Source organism: Mesorhizobium sophorae (assembly GCF_002270415.1).
In the GTDB taxonomy this organism is placed as follows: Bacteria; Pseudomonadota; Alphaproteobacteria; order Rhizobiales; family Rhizobiaceae; genus Mesorhizobium; species Mesorhizobium sophorae.
In genome coordinates, this window is the sequence record NZ_NNRI01000007.1 from 1,058,476 (window position 1) to 1,081,427 (window position 22,952).

Genomic DNA, 22,952 nt, shown 5'->3' on the forward strand with positions numbered 1-22,952 from the left:
TGGATAAACGCTGCAGCGGTCAGTTTCCCGGCCGTGGCCGCGGCAGCGGGATGCCGATCTCGGGGGTCGCGGTGAATGCGTTCACCGAGGCCGGCAACCCGGCTGCACCACTGGTAGTGGTGGCGGGCAGCGAAGGCGCTTCGGGCTCGGGCGCCGCGGCCGCGACCGGCACAGCGCCGCCATAATAGGTTGCCGCCTCGGCAGACGCCGGCCCCGGCGCGTCGAGCACGGCGCGGCATTCCTTCGGCAGGTTCGCCATCGTCATCAGATCACGGGCCTTCGGCGCATCCGGGTTCTTGTTGGGCCTCCAGGGCTCCTGCGTGAACCACCAGGCGAGCGGCTTGCCGCAGCCGTCATCGGCAGGCGTCGCCTCCTGCGCCTTGCAGTTGGGCGAGCCCGGCTGGCAGCCGATGCGCATGTGGAAATGATAGTCGTGGCCCCAGAACGGCCTGATCTTGCGCAGCCAGTCGCGGTCGCCCTTGACGGTGTCGCAAAGCTTTTTCTTGATGCCGGGATTGACCAAGATGCGTTCGACCTCGGGATAGCCCGCCGCCCGCTTCAAAAGCCTCGTATGTTCCGGCGTCCACAGCGCATCCTTCACCAGATGGGTCTTCTCGTCGACCATCAAGGTGGCGCTGATGCTCTCGCGTTGCGCCATCGACAGCGGAGAGCTGGGCATCGGCGTCAACCAGATGTCGGCATCGAGGCCGATCTGGTGCGAGGCGTGGCCAGTCATCATCGGGCCGCCGCGCGGCTGCGAAATGTCGCCGATCAGCAGGCCCGGCCAACCATCGGCCGCGGCGTCTCGCGACAGTTTCTCGATCACCGCGATCATCGCCGGATGGCCCCAGCGACGGTTGCGCGACGGCCGCATCACCTCCCAGGTCGGGCCATCCATGGGAATGGCGACGCCGCCGGCAAAACAGCCCTTGGAATAGAAGCCAATGGATTGCGCTGCGGTCGCCGCCGGCAGCTTCTTGGCGCCGAACAGATCCTTCGCCCGTTCCTCGGCCGCTGCCGGCTGCGCGGCGAGCCCGGCCAGCGCGAACAGGCCGAGCGCTGTGGCCAGCAGTGATTTCCTGCCGAGAGATCGCCGCGTCGCTGTTTTCATGAAACCGGATCCCCACCGTAATCCAAGGCCGAATCATAGCACGCTACGCGCGCCGCTTCGATGATTAGCGCTTCATCGGGCTGCGCGGCTCGCCATCGCGCCAGTCGCCCTTTGCCCACATATGGTCGAAGGCGGCGCGGTAATCCGGAAAGCGCAGGGAATAGGCCGCTGCCTTGATCGCCGCGTTGGCGACACGCTTGTTCTCGCCATAGAAGGAGCGCGCCATAGGCGAAAGTTGGGCGGCGTCGAAGGGAATTTCGGGCGGCGGTGTGATGCCCATCAGCGCCGCGGCATAGGCGACGACATCCTGTGGCGGCGCCGGCAAGTCGTCGGTGACATTGAAGATGCCGCCGAGATCGCGTTCCGCCAAATGCCAGAGCGCGCCGGCAATGTCATCGCAATGGATGCGGTTGAACACCTGGTCCGGCTTGACCAGCCGCCTTGCGGTGCCGTTTTCCAGATTGACCAAGGCGTTGCGGCCCGGCCCGTAGATGCCCGACAGGCGCAGGATCGCCACCGGCCGGCCGATGTCGCGGCCCAATTCCAGCCAGTCCTGTTCGGCGGCCACCCGCATCACCGAGCGCTTCGACACCGGCCGGCACTCGGCCGTTTCATCGACCCAGGCGCCGTCATAATTGCCGTAGACACCGACGGTCGAGAGATAGCCGATCCATGCGAGCGCCGGCATCCCGGCCACGATCGCCGCGCGGGCGGCATTCAGCACGGGATCACCCGCCTCTTTCGGGCCGACCGAAACCACCAGATGTGTTGTCTTTCCCAGCGCATCGCCGATTTCGCCGGTCATCGCGCCGTCGAACAGCAGCGGTACGATGCCGGCCTGCCGCAGCGTCTCGAGTTTATCCGGCGAACGCGTCGTCCCGAAGATCCTGCCGGCACCCTTGTTGGCGCGCGCAAAAGCCTGGCCGGAATAGCCGGCGCCGAAGATGAAGATCTGCTTTTCGCTCATGAATGCACCCTGGTCGGCCGCGCCAGACGCCATTCGTCGCACACGGCCTCGTCGTCCTCGGTTTTCAGGCCGATAGCTGCCCGTTCGGAATATTCGGCATCGGGCACCAGCCGCGCCAGCGCCCATATTGCCGCGCCCCGCACCAGCGGCGAGCCATCCGCCAGCAGTGCACGCACTGCACCGGCGAGCTCGGCATCGCCGGAATTGCCGGCGGCGATCAGCACGTTGCGGACAAAACGATCGCGGCCGACGCGTTTTATCGGCGACCCGGAGAAGAAGGCGCGGAAGGCCGTGTCGTCGAGTTGCAACAGCTGGCCAAGCGGCGGCTCGCGCAAATCGTCGCGCGCGGCAAGCTTTGCCTCTGAAGCCGCCCTGGCGAACTTGTTCCACGGGCAAGCGGCGAGGCAGTCGTCGCAGCCATAGATGCGGTTGCCGATCTTCTCGCGGAATTCATGCGGGATCGGCCCCTTGTTCTCGATGGTGAGATAGGAGATGCAGCGCCGCGCATCGAGGCGGTAGGGTGCCGGGAAAGCATCGGTCGGGCAGGCGTCGAGGCAGGCGCGGCAGGAACCGCAATGGTCGATCTCCGCCCGGTCGGGCACGAGTTCGGCTGTGGTGAAGATGGTGCCTAGGAACAGCCAGGAGCCATGCTCGCGGCTGACCAGGTTGGTGTGCTTGCCTTGCCAGCCAAGCCCTGCGGCCTCAGCCAACGGCTTTTCCATCACCGGTGCGGTGTCGACGAACACCTTCACGTCACCGCCGGCATGCGCCACGAGCTTGCCGGCGATTTCCTTCAGCCGGCCCTTCATCACTTCGTGATAGTCGCGGTTCTGCGCATAGACCGAGATGGCGCCACGGTCGTGCTTGGCCAGCACGGCGTGCGGATCATGGTCGGGGCCGTAATTCATCGCCAGCACGATGATCGAGCGCACCTGCGGCCACAGTGCCGTCGGTTCGCTGCGGCGCTCAAGCGTCTCGGCGATCCAGCCCATCGAACCGTGAAAGCCGTCGGCGACGAATTCGGCCAGGCGCGCAGGCGCGAGCGGGATCGCATCGGGTGTGGTGACGGCGACGGCATCGAAGCCGGCGCGATGCGCCTCAGCGTCGATCAGCGCGCGCAGTTTTGCGGCGTCAGAAGTCGAGGTCCGCATAATGCGACACCGGCGACAGGCCGCGCACCCGGTCGGTCAAAAGCGGCCGGAAGGAGGGCCGCGACTTCATCCGCGTGTACCATTCGCGGGCCGCGGCGTGCTCGCGCCAGTCGATCTCGCCGAGATAATCGAGCACCGACAGCGTCGCGGCGGCCGCGAGATCGGCATAGGTGACCCTGCTGCCGGCCAGCCAATGGCGGGTGCCGGCGAGCCAGTTGGTGTATTTCATGTGCTGGCGGATGTTGGCGCGTGCGGCGCGGATTGCGCCAGAATCGGGCGAGCCGCCACCCGCCGTTTCCGGCATCACCGGCTTCAGCACGCGTTCGCGCACCAAATGGCGGGTGACCTCGCTTTCGGCCTTGTTGAGATACCAGTCGATCAGCCGGCGGATTTCGGCGCGCTGCATCGGGTCCTCGGCGAACAGCCGCTTGTCGCGCTTCAAGACGCCGCGCGTCTCATCGAGATATTCCGATATGACGGTCGCGCCGACGATCGGCACGTCGCCTTCGGCCAAAAGGATCGGCAGCGTGCCGGCCGGGTTCAGCGCCAGGAACTCCTTGCGCCGGGTCCACGGCTTTTCCTCGATCAGGGCCAGCTCCTCACCGTACTCGCCGAAAGCGAGGCGGACGAACCGGCAGGTGGCGAACATGGGGTGGTGGAAAAGCGTCAGCATGGTTCCGCGATGATAAAGCGCACTGGCGAATCGCCGGTCGCACCGGTAAGTCTTGGCCGCCCGCCTAGCGGGCCGTCAGGGTGTTGCGACCTATAGGGGGACTTGCAGGCCATGACAAGCAAGCCGTTCAGTTAGCCGTCACGCCAATGCCGAGGTAGCCATGGAAAGCCAGACCATCGTCGAAGCCCTGCTGCTCGGCCTGCTGGAGGGGCTGACCGAGTTCATCCCGGTCTCGTCGACCGGCCATATCCTGCTCGCCGGCCATTTCCTCGGCTTCCATTCGACCGGCAAGGCCTTCGAGATCCTGATCCAGCTCGGCGCCATCCTGGCGATCCTGAGCGTCTATTTCCGCCGCCTGTGGCAAATGCTCCTCGACCTGCCGCATGACCGGCTGACACGGCATTTCGTGATCGGTATCCTGATCGCCTTCCTGCCGGCGGCGATCATCGGCGCGCTGGCGCATGATTTCATCAAGACGGTGCTGTTCGAATCGCCAAGGCTGATCTGCATCATGCTGATCATCGGCGGCGTCGTGCTGCTGGCGGTGGACCGCATGAACCTCAAGCCGGTCTACCGCGACGTTGAGCGCTTCCCAACCCGGCTTTACCTGCAGATCGGGCTTTTCCAGTGCCTGTCGCTGATCCCCGGCACGTCGCGCTCGGGGTCGACGATCGTCGGCGCGCTGCTCTTGGGCGTCGACAAGCGGGCGGCGGCGGAGTTCTCCTTCTTCCTCGCCATCCCGACGATGGTCGGCGCCTTTGCCTTCGACCTGTTCAAGAACCGCAACGTGCTGAGCAGCGCCGACCTGCCGATCATCGCCATCGGCTTCGTCGCCGCCTTCGTAACGGCGCTCATCGTCGTGCGCTTCCTGCTCGATTACGTTTCGCGCAACGGCTACTCGCTGTTCGGCTGGTGGCGGCTGGTGGTTGGCATTGTCGGGTTGGTGGCGTTGATGATCTGGGGGTGAGGCGTGGTCCGCGAAGCGGACGGAAAACCAATCGCTTGGCTTTCCGAACGACGAACGCCCTGAGCCTGCGAGGGCGAGCACCGCTCCCCTCAGTTCCTTCCATAGAACGCATTCTCCACATGCACCGGCCAGCGCCAGGGCAGCACCGCGACTATGTCGAAACGCATCGACAGCCTGCCATAGTCGGACTGGCGCGACAGCCAGATATCGGCCGCCGCCTCGATGCGGCGCTCCGATTCATGGCCGATCGCCTCCATGGCTTCGATCAGCGTGCGGCGTGCCTTGACCTCGACGAACAGGACCAGATCGCCGCGCCGCGCGATCAGGTCGATCTCGCCGAAACGGGTGCGGTGGCGGCGTGCCAGAATCCGGTAGCCCTTGAACATCAGCGCTGCCGCCGCCAGCCATTCGCCGCGATGGCCGCGCCGATAGGCTTTTTGGCGGCTGGCGCTCGGGCGCTCAGCCACCACCTCCTCCAGTGGCATCCTTAAGCTCCAGCAATCGCCGATAGAGCGCCTGTTTCTGGCCGCCGGTCATTTTCGCCGCTTCCGCCGCAGCCTTGGAGGCCGGCATTTCGGCGGCGAGCGACAACAGCAGGCGATCGATGTCTTCAGGCTCGTCGGCCCTGGCCTCGGCGGGACCGACGCAGACGACGATCTCGCCCTTCGGCGTATCGGCCGCCGCATAATGGTCGGCCAGCGCTTGCAGCGTGCCGGTGCGCACCTCCTCGAAGGTCTTGGTCAGCTCGCGGCCAATCGCGGCCTTTCGGTCGCCGCCGAGGGCCTCGACCATGGCGCCGAGGGATTCGGCCAGCCGGCGCGGCGATTCGAAGAAGATCAGCGTCGCCGGCACGGCTTTCAGGGCTTCGAGCCGCGTCAGCCGCTGCCCGGTCTTCACCGGCAGGAAGCCGGCGAACAGGAAGGCGTCCGACGGCAGGCCGGATGCGGTTAGCGCGGCAAGCGGCGCCGACGGGCCGGGGATCGGCACGACGCGAATGCCATAGTCGAGCGCCTCGCCGACCAGCCGGTAGCCGGGATCGGAGACCAGCGGCGTGCCGGCATCGGAAATCAGCGCCACGCTCTGTCCGGCCTGAAGCGCCGCGATCAGTTTTGGTCCGGCCTCGCCGGCATTGTGCTCATGATAGGCCGTGGTGCGGCGGCGGATGCCGTAGCGGTCGAGCAGCACGCGCGACACCCGCGTGTCTTCGCAGGCGACGATGTCGGCGGCGGCCAGCGTTTCCAGCGCGCGCAGCGTGATGTCGGCGAGATTGCCGATCGGCGTCGCCACCAGATAGAGCGCCGCCTCGAGCGGCCGGGCCGCGATCTCGGTCTGCCCGACCACATAGCTGCGCTTGCCCGTTTCGCCGGTCACCGATGCATCTCCATTCGAACCCTGTTTGGCACGGCTGACGCCGGGTTGCAAAAGCTGACGCCGGATCCGCCTGCCATTCCTTTGCCACAGTAGGGAACGAAACCGGGTTCGGCAGATTTACCCCCTGATTCCGGAGGAGGAGGACAGGATGGACAGCCTAAAAATACAGGACGCTTTCGAACCCTACTATGCCGGCCGCAAACGCGTTGCCGCAGCCAGGGACAAGCGCCTTCCTGCCAAGACCGACACCAGCCTGACCAAGCGGACCACAAGCGCCTTGCCGACGAATGTCAGGCTTTCCGACAACAAACCAGACAGCACGACGGAGCACTGACCGAACGATGCCCAATCGCTTCGATATCTTCATCACCCGTCTTGAAACGAAAAACGCCCGTAACGGCGTGCCGCTATCCCAAGTAGGCGACCAGCATCGCGCCCGCCGCGAGAAGGACGACGCCAAGCCGGTCCGCTCCGGAGACTCGCACGCCGAGAAGGACCGCGCCAAACATCGCCACAAGCACGACGCCTAGCGCAGAGGTTGTGACGGGTTCAGAATTCTACCGTCGCATACCTCGGTAGGTGTCGCGGCATGGATTCTCGGGTCAAGTCCGAGGATGACGAACGCATGGTTGCGAACACTCTGCCAGGTCATTCACGCCAGATATCGTGAAACGCGCGCCTCCAGGAGGCGTATCAACACCGTATCCATGAATTCATAGTCATCGGGGATGTCGAGGCAGATGACACGGGCCTTCTTCAGGCTGGCCTTGAATTTCTTCTGCAATTTGGCGCGGTGCGCCTTTTCCATCACGAAGATGATATCGGCCCAGGCGACGAGTTCATGCGTCAGCGGCGTGTCGGCATCGTGGTTTGTTCCGGCCGACGCAACCTCGATATCCCTGCGCTTGGAAAACACCTGCTCGGCGGTCGGGCTGCGCAAGCGGTTCTGGCTGCAGACGAAGAGCACGTTCTTCAAGGGTTAGCGCGCCAGATCCGCCACCACGGCATCGAGCACGATCATGCCGGCCGGCGTGGCGCGGAGCCGGGCGTTGCCGATCGGCGCCACCAGCCCCTCGCCCTGCAGCACCGCCAACCGTGCGCTCGACAGGCCGCGCCCGGAGAACGCCTCGTAGCGGGAGAGATCGATGCCTTCGGCCAGCCGCAGGCCCATCAGCAGGAACTCGTCGGCCTCTTCGGAGCGTGTCAGGATCTCGCCGCCGGTGACGCCATGGCCCTTGGCCTCGACCAGATTGGCCCAGGTTTCCGGCATCCGCTCGGCGATCGTGACTGTGCGGCGGCCGTTTTCGACAAAACGGCCATGCGCGCCGGGTCCGACCCCGACATATTCGCCATAGCGCCAATAGGTCAGATTGTGCCGGCTTTCGGCGCCAGGCCTGGCGTGGTTTGAAATCTCGTAGGCCGGCAGGCCGTGCGCCGTGGTGATCTCCTGCGTCAGCGCATAGAGGTCGGCGGCCTGGTCATTGTCGGGGATGATGAATTTCTTTGCCGCATGCAGCGCATGGAAAGGCGTGCCTTCCTCAATGGTCAGCTGGTAGAGCGACAGATGATCCGCGGCATGGCCGATCGCCTGTTCGAGCTCGGCCTGCCAGGCCTCCGGTGTCTGCCCGGGCCGGGCATAGATCAGGTCGAAGGAGAGCCGCGGAAATATCTCGCGCGCCAGGCCGATGGCATGCAGCGCTTCCTCGACATTGTGCAGCCGTCCGAGGAAGCGCAAATCCTTGTCGTTCAACGCCTGCACGCCGAGCGAGACGCGGTTGACGCCGGCAGCGCGATAGCCGCGAAACCGCTCGGCCTCGACCGAGGAGGGGTTGGCCTCCAACGTCACCTCGATGCCATCAGGAACGGTCCAATTCTTTGCCACGGCGTCCAGAACCCTGGCCACTGTTTCCGGCTTCATCAGAGACGGCGTGCCGCCGCCGAGAAAAATGCTGGTCACCTCGCGCGGCCCGGTGCGCCGGCGCATAGTCGCGAGCTCGGCCTCGAAGGCGGCGGCAAAGCGCTCCTGGTCGACCGGCTGGTGGCGGACGTGGCTGTTGAAGTCGCAATAGGGGCATTTGGCCGCGCAGAACGGCCAATGGATGTAGACGCCAAAACCGGGCGCCCGGTCGAGCAGCATGCTCATGCCGAACCCAATCTCGCTTCCGCGAATTTCTGGAAAGCGCGGGCGCGGTGCGACAGCGCCGTCGGCTGGCCGGGCTTCCAGCCATGTTTTTCCTCGGCGCTCATCTCGCCGAAGGTCTTTTCAAAGCCGTTGGGCAGGAACACCGGGTCATAGCCGAAGCCAAGGTCGCCGCGCGGCGGCCAGACCAGCGTGCCTTCGGCCTCGCCGCGATAATACTCGGCATCACCGTCGGGAAAGGCCAGGCAGATGACGGCGACAAAGCGCCCCTTGCGCTGTTGGGGCAAGGCGGCACCGACTTCCTGCAGCGCCACTTCGGTGCGCTGCATGGCCATGGCGAAATCGCGCGATCCGTCGGGGGTTTCGGCCCAGTTGGCGGTGTAGACGCCAGGCGCTCCGTCGAGCGCGTCGACGCACAGGCCGGAATCATCCGACAGCGCCGGCAGGCCGGTGGCCCGGGCGGCGGCCAGTGCTTTGATGTACGCGTTCTCCTCGAAGGTGGTGCCGGTCTCGTCCGGCTCCGGCAGGCCATAGTCCTTGGCCGATTTCGCTTCGAAGCCGAACGGCCCCATCAAATCGGCGAATTCGCGCAGCTTGCCGGCATTGTGGCTGGCGACGACGATCTTTTTTCCATCGAGCGAGTGAATGGTTGGCGAATGCATCATATGCCCCAGATCCGTGGCTCGGCGAATTCGATCGAATTGCCCGAGGGGTCGCGTATATAGATCGAACGGCCGCCTTGCGGCCATTCAAATTCGCTTTCGATGGCGATCTTCTTCGCCTCGAGATGCGCTTTCCAGCGCTCGATCTCGTCGGCGCTGGCCGCAAAACAGAGATGACCCTCGCCGACCGCACCGTGCGGCGGCACTTTCAGTCTCGCATCGGGCGCGGGCGGCACTTTCGTCGCCTCGGCGTTGAAGATGAGCAGCACGCCGGGTCCGCAGCGGAAGAAGAGGTGCCTGCCGTCGACCCTGCCGAGCAGGTCGAGGCCGAGGGCGCCGGTGTAGAACTTCTCAGCAGCGTCAAGGTCGGTGACGTAAAGAGCCGATTCCAGGATGGCGGAGGGAATCACGAGGCACCCCCCTCTGCCCTACCGGGCATCTCCCCCGCAAGGGGGGAGATTGGAAGCGTCAACGCCGGCGCACAGCTTGCAACGTTGGTGGTTGGCGAAACCCAAGACCACAGCCGATCTCCCCCCTTGCGGGGGAGATGGCCGGCAGGCCAAAGGGGGGCGCTCAAGCTCGGCATTTGAAAATCAAACCACCGCCATCTGCTGCAGGCTGACCAGGCGCTGGATGCCTTTCTTGGCCAGGCCCATCAGGTCGGCGAACTGGTCCTCGGAGAAGGGCTCGCCCTCGGCGGTGCCCTGGATCTCAACGATGCCGCCCTTGCCGGTCATGACGAAATTGGCGTCGGTGCCGGCCGAGGAATCTTCGAGATAGTCGAGATCGATGACCGGCTGGCCGTCATGGATGCCGCAGGAAATCGCCGCGACATGGTCCTTCAGCACCTTGGCGACGCTGGCCATCTGGCGGGCTTCCATCCAGCGCAGGCAATCATACAGCGCCACCCAGCCGCCGGTGATCGAGGCCGTGCGGGTGCCGCCATCGGCCTGGATGACGTCGCAGTCGACGGTGATCTGCTGCTCGCCCAGCGCCTGCAGGTCGACGACGGCGCGCAAGGAGCGGCCGATCAGCCGCTGTATTTCGAGCGTGCGGCCGCCCTGCTTGCCGGCGGAAGCCTCGCGGCGCATGCGCTCGCCGGTCGAGCGCGGCAGCATGCCGTATTCCGCCGTGACCCAGCCCTTGCCGGAATTGCGCATCCAGCCCGGCACCTTCTCCTCGAGGCTGGCGGTGCACAGGACATGGGTGTCGCCGAACTTCACCAGGCATGAGCCTTCGGCGTGCTTGGAGACGCCGCGCTCAAAGGAGATGGCGCGCATTTCGTCGAATTGGCGTTTGGAGGGGCGCATTCAGGCTTCTTTCCCGTCATTTTTCGGATTCTTGGCCGGCTTGTAACCACATGGGGCGCGTGGCGCAAAGGAAAATGGCCGGTGATCTGACTTCAGACACCTGTGATCTGACACAGACACCGGGGTGATCTGATACAGACACCGGGTTGCGCGGACCATGGTGAAGTCTATATCCTTGGGCCGGAGGTTTTTGGCGCAATGACCAAGGCAGTTGCCGAACCCAGCCTGCTGTCGCCTGCGCTGCAGTCGCTCGACATGCGTTCGCGCGACATCTTCCGGCGCATCGTCGATTCCTACCTGAAGGACGGCGAACCCGTGGGATCACGCAGCCTGTCGCGCATCCTGCCGTCCTCACTGTCGCCCGCCACCATCCGCAACGTGATGAGTGACCTCGAGCATCTCGGCCTGATCTATGCTCCCCACATTTCCGCCGGCCGGTTGCCGACGCAGGCCGGCCTGCGCTTCTTCGTAGATGCCTTCATGGAACTCGGCGACCTCTCTGACGAGGAGCGCCGCACCATCGAGGCGCAGGTGCGCGCGTCCGGCTCGGGTGCGACGCTGGAACACATGCTGACCGAGGCCAGCCAGATGCTGTCGGGCATGTCGCGAGGCGCCGGCCTGGTGCTGGCCGCCAAGAACGAAGTGGCACTGAAGCACATCGAATTCATCCAGCTCGAGCCGACCAAGGCGCTGGCGGTGCTGGTGTCGCAAAACGGCGACGTCGAAAACCGCGTCGTCGAGTTGCCGGCCGGCATCACCGTCTCGCAGTTGCATGAAGCCTCGAATTTCCTCAACGCCCATATTCGCGGCCGCACGCTGGCCGAGGCGCGGATCGAGATTGCCCGCATCAAGGAGGAGACCAGGGCCGCGCTCGACACGCTGTCGCAAGACCTGGTCGAGAAGGGGCTGGCGGTGTGGGCCGGAGCAGAGAGCGGCTTGCCGGCGCGGCTCATCGTGCGCGGCCGCGCCAACCTGCTCGAAAACGTCACCGCCCAGGCCGACATCGAACTGTTGCGTCACCTGTTCGAGGACATGGAGACGCAGGACGGGCTGATCCAACTGCTTGACCTGGCCGAACAGGGATCGGGCGTGCGCATTTTCATCGGTTCGGAAAACAAGCTGTTTTCGCTGTCGGGCTCGTCGCTCGTAGTCGCACCCTATCGCGACAAGGACGCCCGCGTCGTCGGCGCACTTGGCGTCATCGGCCCGACCCGGCTCAACTATGCCCGCATCGTGCCAATGGTCGACTATACGGCGCAGCTGATTTCCCGCATGCTGCGTTGAACTGGGTAACCGAGGAGACGACGATGGCGCTCGAAGAATTCAAGGCCCGGATCAGTCTGTTGCTCGAGGAAATGGTCAACCAGCCGGAGGACCAGCACGAAATCCAGGAGCAGTTGCGCGAGAAACTGCAGGAAATGCGCGCCATGGGCCTGCCGCTGCCGGCCGATCTCGTCGCACTGGAAAAGCGCCTCGACGACGATTTCTACGCCGCCGGCACCTGAGGCTGGAGACCGTTTCACCTCAACTCATCGTGTGAGGCGGAACCGAGGAACAAACAGGCCGTTGATTCCTTCGCGACAAGGTGGAGGACGAAATGATCCGATTGGCCGGGCTGGCGTTTCCCGCCGCACTGTTTCTCACGACCGCGGCATTGGCCCAGCAGGCAGAGCAGCCAGTGCTGAAAGGCGCGGCCGCCTTCGGCGACTGGCGTGCCGACAGGCCGGGGGTGCGCCGCCTGATCAAGCCGCAAGATCTGCCCAGGCCTTACGTCACCAAATCCGCCTCAAACGGCGCAGGCCTTGCCGACAGGCCGGCAGACGCCGAGCCGATCTTGCCACCGGGCTTTTCAGCCGAGCTGATCGCGTCGGGCATCGACAATCCGCGCGTCGTGCGCACCGCGCCAAATGGCGACCTGTTCGTCGCCGACAGCGAAGCCAACCAGATCCGCGTCTATCGCCTTGCCGAGGGCAGCGCGAAGCCGGCGAAGGACGGCATATTTGCCGGCGATCTCAACCAGCCCTACGGCATCGCCTTCTACCCGCCAGGCAACGACCCGCAATGGGTCTATGTCGCCAACAGCGACAGCATCGTGCGCTTTGCCTACCGCAATGGTGACCTGAAGGCGGCCAGTGATCCGGAAACCATCGTCGACAACATCCCTGCCAATCATCACTGGACCCGCGACATCGTCTTCTCGCCGGACGGCAAGACGCTCTATCTGTCGATCGGCTCGGGATCGAACGTCGCCGAGGGCATGGCAAGGGAGCCGGATGGCGGCCTCGACGCCTGGACGAGGTCGCAGCCGCTGGGTGCTGCTTGGGGGTCCGAGGACGGCCGTGCCGACGTGCTGGCCTTCGACCCCGACGGCAAGGATGGCCGCATCGTCGCCACCGGCTTGCGCAACTGTTCGGGCATGACGGTCCAGCCTGCGACCGGGGCGCTGTGGTGCGTCGTCAACGAGCGCGATGCGCTTGGCGATAATGTGCCGTCCGAATATGCGACTGCGGTCAAGGACGGCGCCTTCTATGGCTGGCCCTGGTACTACATCGGCAACAACGAGGATCCGCGCCACCAGGGCGAGCGCCCCGATCTGGCCGGCAAAGCGACCATTCCTGATGTGCTGTTCCAGGCGCATTCGGCGCCGCTCAACATCGCCTTCTACGACGGAAAGGACTTGGCCCTAGGTTCCGGCTTTCCGGCCGAATACAAAGGCGATGCCTTCGTCGCCTTGCACGGTTCATGGAACCGCGGCAACCGAACCGGGTACAAGGTGGTCAGGTTGCTGTTCAAGGACGGCAAGCCGACCGGCGAGTACGAGGACTTCATCACCGGCTTCGTCGTATCCAACGGCGAGGTGTGGGGACGACCGGTCGGCGTCGCGGTGGCCCGGGACGGCGCGCTGATCGTGACCGAGGACGGTAACGGCACCATCTGGCGCGTCACCTATAGTGGCGGCCGTTCCTGACGGCGTGGTCGCACGCCGGCGTGGTGTAATCGAATCCGGCTTCAGGGAATTCCCGCATGGCTGACCTTGTGTCATAAGGCGTTGTTGCAACAGCGTCGCGCAAGGCCGCAACCATGACCCTTACCGGCTTCCTCGCCTACAGTGCCGCCCTCGGAATCGCCGCCGCCATTCCCGGCCCCGGCGTCACCGCGCTCGTCGCGCGGGCGCTCGGCTCTGGCTTCCGTTCGTCGCTGGCCATGTCCTTTGGCCTGATGCTTGGCGATCTCACCTATCTGACCGCCGTGGTGCTGGGCCTCGCCTTCGTCGCGCAGACCTTCGGCATGGTGTTTCTCGCCATCAAATGGCTTGGCGTCGCCTACCTCGCCTTCCTCGGCTGGCGCTTCTGGACCAGCGGCATCACGCCCGAAACGGTCGAGGCGAAGAAAGGCAAGGGCGGGCTGGTCTCGAGCTTCCTCGCCGGCCTCACCGTCACGCTCGGCAATCCGAAGACGATGATCTTCTACCTCGCCATCACGCCGACCATCGTCGACTTGAAGACAATCACGCTGGCCGACTACGGCATACTGGTCGCGCTGACGATCGTCGTGCTTTTGGTGGTGCTGGTGCCCTATCTGGCGCTGGCGGCCAAGGCGCGCTGGTTCCTGAAATCGCCACGCGCGCTCAAGGCGCTGAACCGCACCGCCGCCGGCTTCATGGTCGGCGCCGCGGCGGCGATTGCCGCCCGTCAGTAGGCGCCTTTCGGCCAAATCATTCCAGGGGCAGACTCTTCCGGGAAACGCTTTTCCGGGAGCCCGATGTTTTAGACATGGGTCCCACTCGATATTTTCGACCGACAGTCTATCTTGCGCGGCCGAAGGTCCTATCTTGCCGGTGGCAATGCCACTTGCCTGAAGTCCTACACTTGCCTGACAATCTCACTTGCCTGAAGTTCTGGGAGCGAAACCAATGAACAAGCCCGTCACCCCTGCCCGCGTGCCCGGTCGCGGCCGCGTCTACGATTCCATCACCGACACGATCGGTGACACGCCGCTGGTGCGGCTCGACAAATTCGCCAAGGAAAAGGGCATCGTCGCCAATCTCATCGCCAAGCTCGAATTCTTCAATCCGATCGCCTCGGTCAAGGATCGCATCGGCGTGGCGATGATCGAGTCTCTGGAGGCAGCCGGCAAGATTTCTCCCGGCAAGACCACGCTGATCGAGCCGACCTCCGGCAACACCGGCATCGCGCTTGCCTTCGCCGCGGCCGCCAAGGGCTACAAGCTGATCCTGACGATGCCGGAGACGATGTCGATCGAGCGCAGGAAAATGCTGGCGCTGCTCGGCGCCGAGCTGGTGCTGACCGAGGGACCGAAAGGCATGAAGGGCGCCATCGCCAAGGCCGACGAACTGGCGGCGACGATCCCCAATGCCATCATCCCTCAGCAGTTCGAAAACCCCGCCAATCCGGAAATCCATCGCACGACGACGGCCGAGGAAATCTGGAACGATACGCATGGCGAGGTCGATATCTTCGTCGCCGGCATCGGTACTGGCGGCACCATCACCGGCGTGGGCCAGGTGCTGAAGAAGCGCAAGCCCTCGGTGCATGTCGTTGCCGTCGAGCCGGAATCCTCACCGGTGCTGTCGGGTGGCCAGCCCGGCCCGCACAAGATCCAGGGCATCGGCGCCGGATTTGCGCCAAAAATCCTCGACACCACGATCTATGACGAGATCGTCAAGGTCTCGAACGAGGATTCGGTCGCCAATGCCCGCCTCGTCGCCCGCCTCGAAGGCGTGCCGGTCGGCATCTCGTCGGGCGCCGCCCTGCAGGCGGCGATTGTCGTCGGCTCGCGGCCGGAGAACAAGGGCAAGAACCTCGTCGTGGTCATCCCCTCTTTCGCCGAACGCTATCTATCGACGATCCTGTTCGAGGGGTTGGGGGCTTAGGGTCCCGACGGCGGAGGTTGACCGCGGTATTCCTCCCTTCGTCATCCACGGGCGGAGCGACGCGAAGCGGCGCGCAGACCCTGGGATCCATGCCGCGACGGCGGCCGGGGAATGCCGCGGTGCAAGATGAGGGCCATCCGCACCGTCGCGACGCTGAAATGTCACGGCATGGATCCTCGGGTCTGCGCTGCGTCGCTTCGCTCCTTGCTCCGCCCGTGGATGACGAAGCGAGGGCTCATCACCAATCTCGCAGATCTGCAATGCCACTTGGACATTGGTTGACGACGCTTCAACTAGCGATCGCAGCCCGCTGGCCCCCCGAAAAAACCTCTGGTGGCGGCCGGTACCGGCTTGAGCAGAACCTGCTTCCCGTGCAAATCGTCACCGGCCTGCTTTGCGCAGGCCGGGGAGAAATTTCATGTACAAGCTCTATACCCGTCCGGGCAGCGGCGGCTTCGTCGTCGAGGCGGCGCTGGCGCTGGCGAACGCGCCGTTCGAGCAGGTCGACGTGCCGAAGACGGACAGGCCCGATCCGGCATTTGTCGAAATCAGTCCCTTGAACCAGGTTCCGGCGCTGACCTTGCCGGACGGCAGCTCGATGACCGAATCGGCGGCGATCTGCATCCTGCTTGCCGAGCGTCACCCCGATGCCGGCCTGGCGCCGGCGGTCGACGCGCCGGCCCGCGCTGATTTCCTGCGCTGGATGGCCTTCATGTCGTCCGTGCTCTATCCGGCAATCCTGCGGCTCTACTACGCCCATCGCTATACGACCGACGCCGAAGGCACGAAGGCCGTCAAGCAAGCGGCCATCGCCGAAATGGATCGCGGCTTCGCCGTCCTCGATGCGGCGCTCAAGGACCGCGACTGGTTGGTGGGCGACCGCATGTCGGTGGCCGACATCTACCTCGTCATGCTGGTGGCCTGGCATCCCGACTCCGACAGGGCTCGCGCGGCGTGGCCGAATGTCGAACGCCTGTGGGCCGGACTGCGCGAACATCCGCTGATGAAGACGCTCAACACGTCACATGAGATGTGGCCGGCCTGAACGACTGCCGACGGCGAGGCTTAATGTCTGAGGGCTGCCCGTCTTCCCTGCAGGAACCGGCGCACCGCCGGGTCGCGCTCAAGGCCGATCGCCCGGTCATAGGCCTCGATCGCCTGCGGCACCTGACCGAGCCTGGACAGGAGACCGGCACGCGCCGCCCAATAAGGCTGATAGTCGTTGAGCCGTTTGTCGTCGCCCAGCACATAAAGAGCCGCCAGCCCCGCCACAGCGCCCTCAGCTTCCGCGATCGCCACCGCGCGGTTGATCGCCACCACCGGCGATCCTGCAATGACTGACAGCGCATCGTAGAAATTGCGGATCGCGGCCCAGTCGGTCAGGCCGGTCAGCCGTCGCGCCGCATGAACGGATTGTACGGCTGCTTCGAGCTGGTAACGGCCGATGACGCCCATGGTGGCGGCGCGGTGGAGCAGGGATTCCGCTTCCTCGATCAAGGCAGCGTCCCATTCCGCGCACTTCTGCTCGGCGAGCGGCACATACTCTCCGGCCGCATCGCGCCGCGCCGGGCGGCGTGCCTCGGCAAACAGCATCAGCGAAAGCAGGCCGAGCGCCTCCGGCTCATCCGGCATCAGCGAAGCCACCAGCCGGCCGAGCCAGATGCCCTCGGTCGCCAGGTTACGGCGCTGCGTTTCGGTGCCGGCCGGATCGGACCAGCCTTCGGCGAAGGCGGCGTAGATGGCTTCCAGGACCGCGTCCAGCCGCTCGCCGAGTTCGGCCCGTTCAGGCACTCGGAACGGAATGCCGGTTTCCCGGATGCGGGTCTTGGCGCGCACGAGCCGCTGGCCCATGGTTGCAGGCGAGACCAGGAAGGCAGAGGCGATGGTGGCGGCGTCCAACCCCAGGACCGTCTGCAGGATCAGCGGCGCCCGCACACCCGATTCGATCGCCGGATGCGCGCAAGCAAACATCAGCCGCAGCCGTTCGTCGGGCAGCTCTTCGTCGGTCATGCGCGCTTCCGCCTCCTCGGCAATCAGCTTGAGATGATCGCGGCCGGCCTCGCTGGTCAGCCGCCGCCGCACTGCATCGACGCGCCGGCGCCTTGCCACGGCCAGCAGCCAGGCTTCCGGCTTTTCAGGCACGCCGGTTCGCGGCCAGTGTTCGAGCGCTGCGGCAAAGGCATCGGCCAGCGCATCCTCGGCCGCAGCCACGTCGCGCGTGCGCGCCGCGAGCCAGGCGACCAGCTTGCCGTAGCTCTGCCGGGCGGCGGCCTCGGCGACCGCCCGGGCGGCGTCTGACCCGACAGCCTTCATGCAGCGTATGTTGTCATGTATTCGGCCATCGGCCAGATCGGCCGCACTTCCATTGTGCCGGCGCTGGCACCGGGACAGCGTGCCGCCCACGAGATAGCCGCGTCCATGTCGGGCACCTCGATCAAATAGTAGCCGCCGAGTTGCTCCTTGGTATCGGCATAGGGGCCGTCAATCACATTGGTCTTGCCGCTGGCCACCCGTACGGTGGTTGCTATCTTCGTCGGTTTCAATCGCTCGCCGGCCACGAACACACCGGCCTTCTTCATCGCTTCGGTATAGGCGCCATAGGCGGCGCTCATCTGGGTGAGCGCCTCCTTGGGCGCGGCCGCCATTCCGGCTTCGCTGGAATAGATAAGAAGCAGATACTGCATGATCATCTCCCGTAGTTTCGAAGGCCGCGTTATTGCGAGCCGGACGTATGTCGCGCGGCATCGCCCGATTTCGACAGGCTGCGGAAAAAACTTTCGGCTGCGGCGGCTTTTTGCGCAAGCCGCCAACTGTTTTGTGATCGCCCGCACCCATGGAGGTGCCGTAGCCGACAATGAGACGCCTCATTCGCTGCTCCCAGAGCCGCGCTTTCAGCCCAGGAACCGCTCGCGCAGTTCGGCAGGAGGAATGCCGCAACTGTCCTTCCTGCCGAACAGGGCGTAGCGATTTTCGGCGATGCGGTCGTAAAGCCAGTTGCGCAGCGGGCGCGGCAGCAGCAACAGGACCTTGGCCGCTCGCCACGGCCAGCCGAGCTCCGCCATGACGGCAACGAAGCTGTCTAGCTGCGTGAAGGCGATGCCGTCGATCAGGACGAGATTGGTCTCGTAGGAATCCGTGCGCAGCCCGTGTTGCCTGAACAGCGCTTCTCCGAACGGCGACTGCGCGGTGGCGAAGCGGAAGCGGCCTTGACGGTCGAGCCTGACCACCATGCGCACGAAGCCGGAGCACAGCACGCAGACGCCGTCGAAGACGATCAACGGATGGCTGCGATCGAGGGGGTCAGCGGGACAGGTGGACTTGGGTCGACTGGAATGGGGCCGACTGGAATAGGAAAGGTCGGTCACGTGGGCCTCGGCTGCTTATGCCCTAGGACACTAAGCCAGCCGGAGGCGGTATCAAAGCCGAGGCGATATCGCACGCCGCCTGTCGGCGAGAGCGGGACGCTCGGCGCGATAGGTGGTGGCGCGGGATTCGGCGGCCGGCCGGCAGATCCGGCTGTCGTGGCGGCTCTCGAAGGTCATGGTCAGCGCGCGCTCAACGAATTGCCGCGACGGGCGCTGGCCGGGCCGGGGCCGCGCATGTAGTAGCGCTCCGGCCGATAGGTCGGCGCAACGAATTCGCGGATGGCGGCGGCGTAGCCGATGAGGTGCGTGAGGAAGTTCATTTTACCTGTCCCTGTCCCGATTTTCGGATGTCCCTTCCGAATTGCGGGCATCATAGCGTCGAGGCGTGAATAGTCGGTGAACACGATGTTAATATCTGGTCGAAAAGGCCTTGGTTCGTGGCCGGCATGCGGCTGATTCGGGGTCTTTCCGTGTGGTCCGTCGACATTTCGGCCAATGTGACTTTTGCATCACATATGTTTCGTTTGAATGTCGCCTGCGCGCGGTTCTGTTTCAATTCTTGCCGCGCTGGCGAAATTTCCTTGCTGGCCGACGCAGCCCCGGAAATCCCAGCCTCGCATCCCGACAGGGATCGGTGACGGAACTGGAACAGGCTCCAGTCGTTCTGGATTTCGAGACCTGTTGCGAAGGGAATTGTCATGGCGCCGCGTCCGGCCTGGAAGGGTTATCTGAAGCTGTCGTTGGTCACCTGTGCCGTCGAATTGACCAACGTCGTCACCCAAGCCGAGAAGGTCTCGTTCCGGGTGCTGAACCGCAAGACCGGCAACACCTTGAAGCGCATCTATGTCGACGCAGAAAATGGCAAGCCGTTGCGCGAGGGGGATGAGATCAAGGGCTATGAAGTCGATGACGGCGACTTCGTCCGCATCGAGGAAGACGAGATCGAGGCGGTGCAGATCGAGTCCTCGCACACGATGGCGCTCGACGGTTTCGTCGACAAATCCTCGATCCAGCAGATCTATCTCGACACCCCCTACTATGTGACGCCGGCCGACAAGGTGTCGGAAGAGGCTTTTGCCGTCATCCGCGATGCGATGGCGGACAAGAAGATGGCCGGGCTGGCGCGCATCGTGCTCTACAACCGCGAACGCCCGGTGGTGATCGAACCGCGCGGCATGGGCATGGTGCTGACGACGCTGCGCTACGACGACACGGTGCGCGAACCGAACTCCGTCTTCGGCGATATCAAGGATGTGAAGACCGACCCGGAGATGACCGATCTGGCCGAACGGATCATCGACAAGAAGAAGGCGAAGTTCGATCCCTCTCAGTTCGAGGACAAATATGAGAACGCGCTGCTGGAGCTGATCCGCGCCAGGAAGGCCGGCAGGAAGGCGCCAAAGGCCAAGGCAGAGCCCAAGCCGTCAAACGTCGTCAATCTGTTCGACGCGCTGAAGAAGAGCCTGTCTTCGGATGCCGGCGCATCGGAGGCTTCCACGCCGGCAAAAGCAAAACCCGCGGCCAGACGCACCAAGCCGAAAGCCGGCGCGTCGAAGCGCAAATAGGCCTGAGGATCAGAGACAGATGGCCAGCCTCGAACAGTATCATTCCAAGCGTGATTTCAAGAAGACGTCCGAACCGGCTGGCAAGGTCGGGCGCGGCGAGAACGCCAAGGCGGGCGGCATCTTCGTCATCCACAAGCATGCGGCGACACGGTTGCACTACGACCTTCGCCTGGAGCAGGACGGCGTGCTGTGGAGCTGGGCGGTGACGCGCGGCCCAAGCCTCGACCCGCATGAGAAACGGCTGGCGGTGCATGTCGAGGACCATCCGATCGACTATGCGCCGTTCGAAGGCACCATTCCCAAGGGCGAATATGGTGGCGGGTCGGTGCTCGTCTGGGACGAGGGTACCTGGGTTCCCAAAATCGACCCGGCCAAGGCGATGAAGAAGGGCCATATCACCTTCGAGCTCAAAGGCCACAAGCTGCATGGTCTGTGGCACCTGGTGCGGCTGAAGCCGCGCGCGGGCGAAAAGCGCGAGAACTGGCTGCTGATCAAATCGGACGATGCCGCGGCGCGCCCTGGCGAGGACATTCTGAAGGAGGCGCCGGAATCGGTGAAGTCGGGCCTGACGATCGAGGAGATTGGCGAAGGCAAGGCCGCCAGGGGCGAGAAGCCTGATGTCTGGCATTCCAGCAAGCCGGCCGCCGGCAAGGCAAAGACCGGCAGGTGCCTGGACTTAGTCGAACCGCAGCTTGCCACGCTGGAGCGGGACGCACCGCCGGGCAAGGACTGGCTGCACGAGGTCAAGTTCGACGGCTATCGCATGCAGGCGCAGATTGCCGGCACGGAGGTGCAGCTGCTGACCCGTACCGGGCTCGACTGGACGGAAAAATTCGGCGGCGCGATTGCCGCGGAACTCGCCGGATTGAAATGCAGCGACGCCATCATCGATGGCGAGATCGTCGTGCTGGCCGACAGCGGCGTGTCGTCCTTCGCGCTGCTGCAGGCCGACCTGTCCGCGAAACGGACAGATCGCTTCATCTACTATGTGTTCGACCTGATGCGCCTCGATGGCAAGGATTTGCGCGGCGAGCCGCTGGTCGAGCGCAAGCAGGCCCTGCAGGACCTGCTTGGCAAGCAGCCGGAGAACCCGGCCGTCCGTTTCAGCGACCATTTCGCCGAGCCCGGCAAGATCATGCTGGAGCATGCCTGCCGCATGGGGATGGAAGGCGTCGTCTCCAAGCGCGCCGATGCGCCCTATCGCAGCGGGCGCGGACCTTCCTGGGTGAAGTCGAAATGCACGGCGCGGCAGGAATTCGTCATCGGCGGCTATTTGCCGTCGGACAAGACCGGACGCGGGCTGCGCTCGCTGCTGGTCGGCTATCACGAGGGTGGCGGACTGCACTATGCCGGCCGCGTCGGCACCGGCTTCTCCGCCAAGACCGCCACCGACCTGAAGACAAAACTCGATGCGCTAAAGGCGGAGCATTCGCCCTTTGACAAGGCCGTGCCGAAGGGCAAGGGCCTGGTCTGGGTGAAGCCCGAACTGGTCGGTGAAGTGGAGTTCCGGAGCTGGACATCCGACCGTATAATACGCCATGCATCGTTCCAGGGATTGCGCGAGGACAAGCTGGCGGAGGAAGTCGTGCAGGAAAAGCCCCAGTCTGCGGCAGGGAAGTCTTCGACCGGGGAGGCTTCGACAGGCAAGGCAGGCAAGAGCCCGGCCAAGGCGAAGCCGGTGCCAGGCAGCGCTGGCAGACCTGCCGGAGCGATGACGACCAGCGTAAAGCTTTCCCACCCCGACAAGCTGCTGTGGCCCGAGGAAAAGATTTCCAAGCAGGGCCTGCTCGACCACTACGCGTTGGTGTGGCCACGCATGGAGCAGTTCATCGTCAACCGACCGCTCAGCCTGGTCAGGGCGCCGGACGGCGTCGGCGGCCCGCGCTTCTTCCAAAAGCATGCCTCGGCCGGCATGAGCGACAAGATCGCCCGGATGAAGGACCCGACGGACGGCGAGGAGATCCTATTCATCCGCGATTTCGACGGCGTCGCAGCGCTCGTCCAGTACGGCGTGGTCGAGATCCACATCTGGGGCTGCACCGTCGATGCGCTGGAACAGCCGGACCAGATCATCTTCGATCTCGATCCCGATGAAGGCGTCGACGTGAAAGCCGTGCGCGAGGCCGCACTCGATATCAGAGGCAAGCTCGATGAGCTGTCGCTGCCGAATTTCGTCAAGACCTCAGGCGGCAAGGGTTATCACGTCGTGATGCCACTGAAACCATCTGCGGACTGGGACGCAGTGAAAACCTTTGCCCATGATTTTGCCAAGGCGCTGGAACAGGTCTCGCCCGACCGCTACACGGCGACGCTTTCGAAAAAGGCGCGCACGGGAAAGATCTTCGTCGACTATCTGCGCAATGGCCGGGGCTCGACCACGGTCGCGCCCTATTCGTCACGCGCCAAGAAGGGCGCCACCGTGTCGATGCCTGTGACGTGGGCCGAGATCGAGGCGGGACTGGCACCGAACGCTTTCCCCATCGGTGACAAGACGACGCTGAGGCAGCTGGCGGAAGCCGATCCGTGGGCGGATTTCTTCAGGCAGGGGAAGGTGCTGAGGCGAGAGTAGTCTCTTCCGATACGCGCAAGCGTAGCGATCCTTCCCACCCCCCTCTGTCCTGCCGGACATCTCCCCCGCAAGGGGGGAGATTGGATGTCACGCCGGTTTTCGCCAATCGCCAGCACCAATCGCCAACGTCGAGGAAAGCCGATAGCCGTGGAACTGCTGATCTCGCTCCTTGCGGGGGAGATGTCCGGCAGGACAGAGGGGGGTGCT

Annotated in this window: 26 protein-coding genes; 11 read left to right on the forward strand and 15 right to left on the reverse strand. The window is 64.6% G+C overall.

Going from position 1 to position 22,952, the window contains the following annotated elements; translation table 11 throughout:
* Nucleotides 1-19 precede the first annotated feature (19 nt).
* The 4 genes from mepA to CGZ66_RS09485 all read right to left on the reverse strand — a co-directional run bounded on the left by mepA (nucleotide 20) and on the right by CGZ66_RS09485 (nucleotide 3,902).
* The gene (gene mepA, locus CGZ66_RS09470) at nucleotides 20-1,111 is read right to left on the reverse strand and encodes a penicillin-insensitive murein endopeptidase (protein WP_095083744.1); all 1,092 of its coding nucleotides are present in this window, start codon (nucleotides 1,109-1,111) and stop codon (nucleotides 20-22) included.
* Nucleotides 1,112-1,175: 64 nt separating this feature from the next.
* Entirely contained in the window at nucleotides 1,176-2,078 is a 903-nt protein-coding gene (locus CGZ66_RS09475; RefSeq protein ID WP_095083746.1) for an SDR family oxidoreductase, read from the reverse strand.
* Complete coding sequence (gene queG / locus CGZ66_RS09480; RefSeq protein ID WP_095083748.1) at nucleotides 2,075-3,229, reverse strand: tRNA epoxyqueuosine(34) reductase QueG; 1,155 nt, start codon at nucleotides 3,227-3,229, stop codon at nucleotides 2,075-2,077. The genes CGZ66_RS09475 and queG overlap by 4 nt, the downstream gene beginning before the upstream one ends.
* Entirely contained in the window at nucleotides 3,210-3,902 is a 693-nt protein-coding gene (locus CGZ66_RS09485) for a glutathione S-transferase family protein (RefSeq protein WP_095083750.1), read from the reverse strand. The genes queG and CGZ66_RS09485 overlap by 20 nt, the downstream gene beginning before the upstream one ends.
* A gap of 160 nt (nucleotides 3,903-4,062) precedes the next feature.
* Between CGZ66_RS09485 and CGZ66_RS09490 the strand changes: the two genes are divergently transcribed.
* Entirely contained in the window at nucleotides 4,063-4,869 is an 807-nt protein-coding gene (locus tag CGZ66_RS09490) for an undecaprenyl-diphosphate phosphatase (protein ID WP_095083752.1), read from the forward strand.
* A gap of 89 nt (nucleotides 4,870-4,958) precedes the next feature.
* On the opposite strand, the gene CGZ66_RS09495 is transcribed toward CGZ66_RS09490, so the two are convergent.
* Together CGZ66_RS09495 and rsmI are read right to left on the reverse strand one after the other, a co-directional pair.
* Nucleotides 4,959-5,336, reverse strand: coding sequence for a YraN family protein (locus CGZ66_RS09495; protein WP_167392045.1), 378 nt, complete (start codon nucleotides 5,334-5,336; stop codon nucleotides 4,959-4,961).
* Entirely contained in the window at nucleotides 5,329-6,240 is a 912-nt protein-coding gene (gene rsmI / locus CGZ66_RS09500; protein ID WP_167392046.1) for a 16S rRNA (cytidine(1402)-2'-O)-methyltransferase, read from the reverse strand. Before rsmI ends, CGZ66_RS09495 begins: the two co-directional genes overlap by 8 nt.
* A 148-nt stretch (nucleotides 6,241-6,388) precedes the next feature.
* On the opposite strand from rsmI, the gene CGZ66_RS09505 reads away from it, so the two are divergent.
* On the forward strand, nucleotides 6,389-6,574 hold the full coding sequence (locus tag CGZ66_RS09505; protein WP_095083758.1) for a hypothetical protein: 186 nt from the start codon (nucleotides 6,389-6,391) through the stop codon (nucleotides 6,572-6,574).
* Between the two features lie 7 nt (nucleotides 6,575-6,581).
* Nucleotides 6,582-6,770, forward strand: coding sequence for a hypothetical protein (locus tag CGZ66_RS41705; protein WP_095083760.1), 189 nt, complete (start codon nucleotides 6,582-6,584; stop codon nucleotides 6,768-6,770).
* Between the two features lie 122 nt (nucleotides 6,771-6,892).
* Here the strand turns inward: CGZ66_RS41705 and CGZ66_RS09515 are convergent, their stop codons facing one another.
* The 5 genes from CGZ66_RS09515 to rph form a co-directional block, all read right to left on the reverse strand.
* Nucleotides 6,893-7,216 carry a low molecular weight protein tyrosine phosphatase family protein gene (locus CGZ66_RS09515; protein WP_095083762.1) on the reverse strand — a complete coding sequence of 108 codons (324 nt, stop codon included), beginning with the start codon at nucleotides 7,214-7,216 and terminating at the stop codon, nucleotides 6,893-6,895.
* Between the two features lie 3 nt (nucleotides 7,217-7,219).
* Nucleotides 7,220-8,383 carry a radical SAM family heme chaperone HemW gene (gene hemW, locus CGZ66_RS09520; protein WP_095083764.1) on the reverse strand — a complete coding sequence of 388 codons (1,164 nt, stop codon included), beginning with the start codon at nucleotides 8,381-8,383 and terminating at the stop codon, nucleotides 7,220-7,222.
* Nucleotides 8,380-9,027, reverse strand: coding sequence for an RdgB/HAM1 family non-canonical purine NTP pyrophosphatase (rdgB, locus tag CGZ66_RS09525; RefSeq protein ID WP_095084360.1), 648 nt, complete (start codon nucleotides 9,025-9,027; stop codon nucleotides 8,380-8,382). The genes hemW and rdgB overlap by 4 nt, the downstream gene beginning before the upstream one ends.
* Nucleotides 9,028-9,041: 14 nt before the next feature.
* On the reverse strand, nucleotides 9,042-9,452 hold the full coding sequence (locus CGZ66_RS09530; protein ID WP_095083766.1) for a VOC family protein: 411 nt from the start codon (nucleotides 9,450-9,452) through the stop codon (nucleotides 9,042-9,044).
* A gap of 183 nt (nucleotides 9,453-9,635) precedes the next feature.
* Complete coding sequence (gene rph, locus CGZ66_RS09540; protein ID WP_095083768.1) at nucleotides 9,636-10,352, reverse strand: ribonuclease PH; 717 nt, start codon at nucleotides 10,350-10,352, stop codon at nucleotides 9,636-9,638.
* 198 nt (nucleotides 10,353-10,550) lie between these two features.
* Between rph and hrcA the strand changes: the two genes are divergently transcribed.
* The 6 genes from hrcA (at nucleotide 10,551) to CGZ66_RS09570 (ending at nucleotide 16,291) form a co-directional block, all read left to right on the forward strand.
* Nucleotides 10,551-11,636: a heat-inducible transcriptional repressor HrcA gene (gene hrcA / locus CGZ66_RS09545; RefSeq protein WP_095083770.1), complete on the forward strand. Its 1,086-nt coding sequence runs from the start codon at nucleotides 10,551-10,553 to the stop codon at nucleotides 11,634-11,636.
* A gap of 23 nt (nucleotides 11,637-11,659) precedes the next feature.
* A complete protein-coding gene (locus CGZ66_RS09550) occupies nucleotides 11,660-11,857 on the forward strand; it encodes a hypothetical protein (protein ID WP_095084361.1) in 198 nt (65 codons plus the stop codon).
* Between the two features lie 92 nt (nucleotides 11,858-11,949).
* On the forward strand, nucleotides 11,950-13,320 hold the full coding sequence (locus CGZ66_RS09555; RefSeq protein ID WP_095083774.1) for a PQQ-dependent sugar dehydrogenase: 1,371 nt from the start codon (nucleotides 11,950-11,952) through the stop codon (nucleotides 13,318-13,320).
* Nucleotides 13,321-13,433: 113 nt separating this feature from the next.
* The gene (locus tag CGZ66_RS09560; protein WP_095083777.1) at nucleotides 13,434-14,051 is read left to right on the forward strand and encodes a LysE family translocator; all 618 of its coding nucleotides are present in this window, start codon (nucleotides 13,434-13,436) and stop codon (nucleotides 14,049-14,051) included.
* Nucleotides 14,052-14,265: 214 nt separating this feature from the next.
* A complete protein-coding gene (gene cysK, locus CGZ66_RS09565; protein WP_095083779.1) occupies nucleotides 14,266-15,246 on the forward strand; it encodes a cysteine synthase A in 981 nt (326 codons plus the stop codon).
* A 418-nt stretch (nucleotides 15,247-15,664) separates the two neighbouring features.
* Nucleotides 15,665-16,291 carry a glutathione S-transferase family protein gene (locus CGZ66_RS09570; RefSeq protein ID WP_095083782.1) on the forward strand — a complete coding sequence of 209 codons (627 nt, stop codon included), beginning with the start codon at nucleotides 15,665-15,667 and terminating at the stop codon, nucleotides 16,289-16,291.
* A gap of 20 nt (nucleotides 16,292-16,311) precedes the next feature.
* On the opposite strand, the gene CGZ66_RS09575 is transcribed toward CGZ66_RS09570, so the two are convergent.
* From CGZ66_RS09575 to CGZ66_RS09590, 4 genes are all read right to left on the reverse strand, one after another.
* Nucleotides 16,312-17,559: an RNA polymerase sigma factor gene (locus tag CGZ66_RS09575; RefSeq protein WP_095083786.1), complete on the reverse strand. Its 1,248-nt coding sequence runs from the start codon at nucleotides 17,557-17,559 to the stop codon at nucleotides 16,312-16,314.
* Nucleotides 17,556-17,930 (reverse strand): YciI family protein, encoded by a 375-nt coding sequence (locus CGZ66_RS09580; protein ID WP_095084362.1) that lies wholly within the window; start codon nucleotides 17,928-17,930, stop codon nucleotides 17,556-17,558. Before CGZ66_RS09580 ends, CGZ66_RS09575 begins: the two co-directional genes overlap by 4 nt.
* Before the next feature lie 207 nt (nucleotides 17,931-18,137).
* Nucleotides 18,138-18,524, reverse strand: a complete 387-nt coding sequence (locus CGZ66_RS09585; RefSeq protein ID WP_095083790.1) for a thiol-disulfide oxidoreductase DCC family protein — start codon at nucleotides 18,522-18,524, stop codon at nucleotides 18,138-18,140.
* Between the two features lie 266 nt (nucleotides 18,525-18,790).
* Nucleotides 18,791-18,931 (reverse strand): hypothetical protein, encoded by a 141-nt coding sequence (locus tag CGZ66_RS09590; RefSeq protein WP_095083793.1) that lies wholly within the window; start codon nucleotides 18,929-18,931, stop codon nucleotides 18,791-18,793.
* Between the two features lie 378 nt (nucleotides 18,932-19,309).
* Here CGZ66_RS09590 and ku point away from each other — a divergent pair, with 378 nt between their 5' ends.
* Both ku and ligD read left to right on the forward strand, forming a co-directional pair.
* Nucleotides 19,310-20,176, forward strand: coding sequence for a non-homologous end joining protein Ku (ku, locus tag CGZ66_RS09595; RefSeq protein ID WP_095083798.1), 867 nt, complete (start codon nucleotides 19,310-19,312; stop codon nucleotides 20,174-20,176).
* A 19-nt stretch (nucleotides 20,177-20,195) separates the two neighbouring features.
* On the forward strand, nucleotides 20,196-22,745 hold the full coding sequence (gene ligD, locus CGZ66_RS09600; protein WP_095083802.1) for a DNA ligase D: 2,550 nt from the start codon (nucleotides 20,196-20,198) through the stop codon (nucleotides 22,743-22,745).
* The last annotated feature ends 207 nt before the right edge of the window (nucleotides 22,746-22,952 follow it).

Bases quoted from the DNA above. Each gene is read 5' to 3' on its own strand.
- mepA (WP_095083744.1), bottom strand. From the start codon at position 1,111: ATGAAAACAGCGACGCGGCGATCTCTCGGCAGGAAATCACTGCTGGCC.
- CGZ66_RS09475 (WP_095083746.1), bottom strand. From the start codon at position 2,078: ATGAGCGAAAAGCAGATCTTCATCTTCGGCGCCGGCTATTCCGGCCAG.
- queG (WP_095083748.1), bottom strand. From the start codon at position 3,229: ATGCGGACCTCGACTTCTGACGCCGCAAAACTGCGCGCGCTGATCGAC.
- CGZ66_RS09485 (WP_095083750.1), bottom strand. From the start codon at position 3,902: ATGCTGACGCTTTTCCACCACCCCATGTTCGCCACCTGCCGGTTCGTC.
- CGZ66_RS09490 (WP_095083752.1), top strand. From the start codon at position 4,063: ATGGAAAGCCAGACCATCGTCGAAGCCCTGCTGCTCGGCCTGCTGGAG.
- CGZ66_RS09505 (WP_095083758.1), top strand. From the start codon at position 6,389: ATGGACAGCCTAAAAATACAGGACGCTTTCGAACCCTACTATGCCGGC.
- CGZ66_RS41705 (WP_095083760.1), top strand. From the start codon at position 6,582: ATGCCCAATCGCTTCGATATCTTCATCACCCGTCTTGAAACGAAAAAC.
- hemW (WP_095083764.1), bottom strand. From the start codon at position 8,383: ATGAGCATGCTGCTCGACCGGGCGCCCGGTTTTGGCGTCTACATCCAT.
- rph (WP_095083768.1), bottom strand. From the start codon at position 10,352: ATGCGCCCCTCCAAACGCCAATTCGACGAAATGCGCGCCATCTCCTTT.
- hrcA (WP_095083770.1), top strand. From the start codon at position 10,551: ATGACCAAGGCAGTTGCCGAACCCAGCCTGCTGTCGCCTGCGCTGCAG.
- CGZ66_RS09550 (WP_095084361.1), top strand. From the start codon at position 11,660: ATGGCGCTCGAAGAATTCAAGGCCCGGATCAGTCTGTTGCTCGAGGAA.
- CGZ66_RS09555 (WP_095083774.1), top strand. From the start codon at position 11,950: ATGATCCGATTGGCCGGGCTGGCGTTTCCCGCCGCACTGTTTCTCACG.
- CGZ66_RS09560 (WP_095083777.1), top strand. From the start codon at position 13,434: ATGACCCTTACCGGCTTCCTCGCCTACAGTGCCGCCCTCGGAATCGCC.
- cysK (WP_095083779.1), top strand. From the start codon at position 14,266: ATGAACAAGCCCGTCACCCCTGCCCGCGTGCCCGGTCGCGGCCGCGTC.
- CGZ66_RS09570 (WP_095083782.1), top strand. From the start codon at position 15,665: ATGTACAAGCTCTATACCCGTCCGGGCAGCGGCGGCTTCGTCGTCGAG.
- CGZ66_RS09575 (WP_095083786.1), bottom strand. From the start codon at position 17,559: ATGAAGGCTGTCGGGTCAGACGCCGCCCGGGCGGTCGCCGAGGCCGCC.
- CGZ66_RS09580 (WP_095084362.1), bottom strand. From the start codon at position 17,930: ATGCAGTATCTGCTTCTTATCTATTCCAGCGAAGCCGGAATGGCGGCC.
- CGZ66_RS09590 (WP_095083793.1), bottom strand. From the start codon at position 18,931: ATGAACTTCCTCACGCACCTCATCGGCTACGCCGCCGCCATCCGCGAA.
- ku (WP_095083798.1), top strand. From the start codon at position 19,310: ATGGCGCCGCGTCCGGCCTGGAAGGGTTATCTGAAGCTGTCGTTGGTC.
- ligD (WP_095083802.1), top strand. From the start codon at position 20,196: ATGGCCAGCCTCGAACAGTATCATTCCAAGCGTGATTTCAAGAAGACG.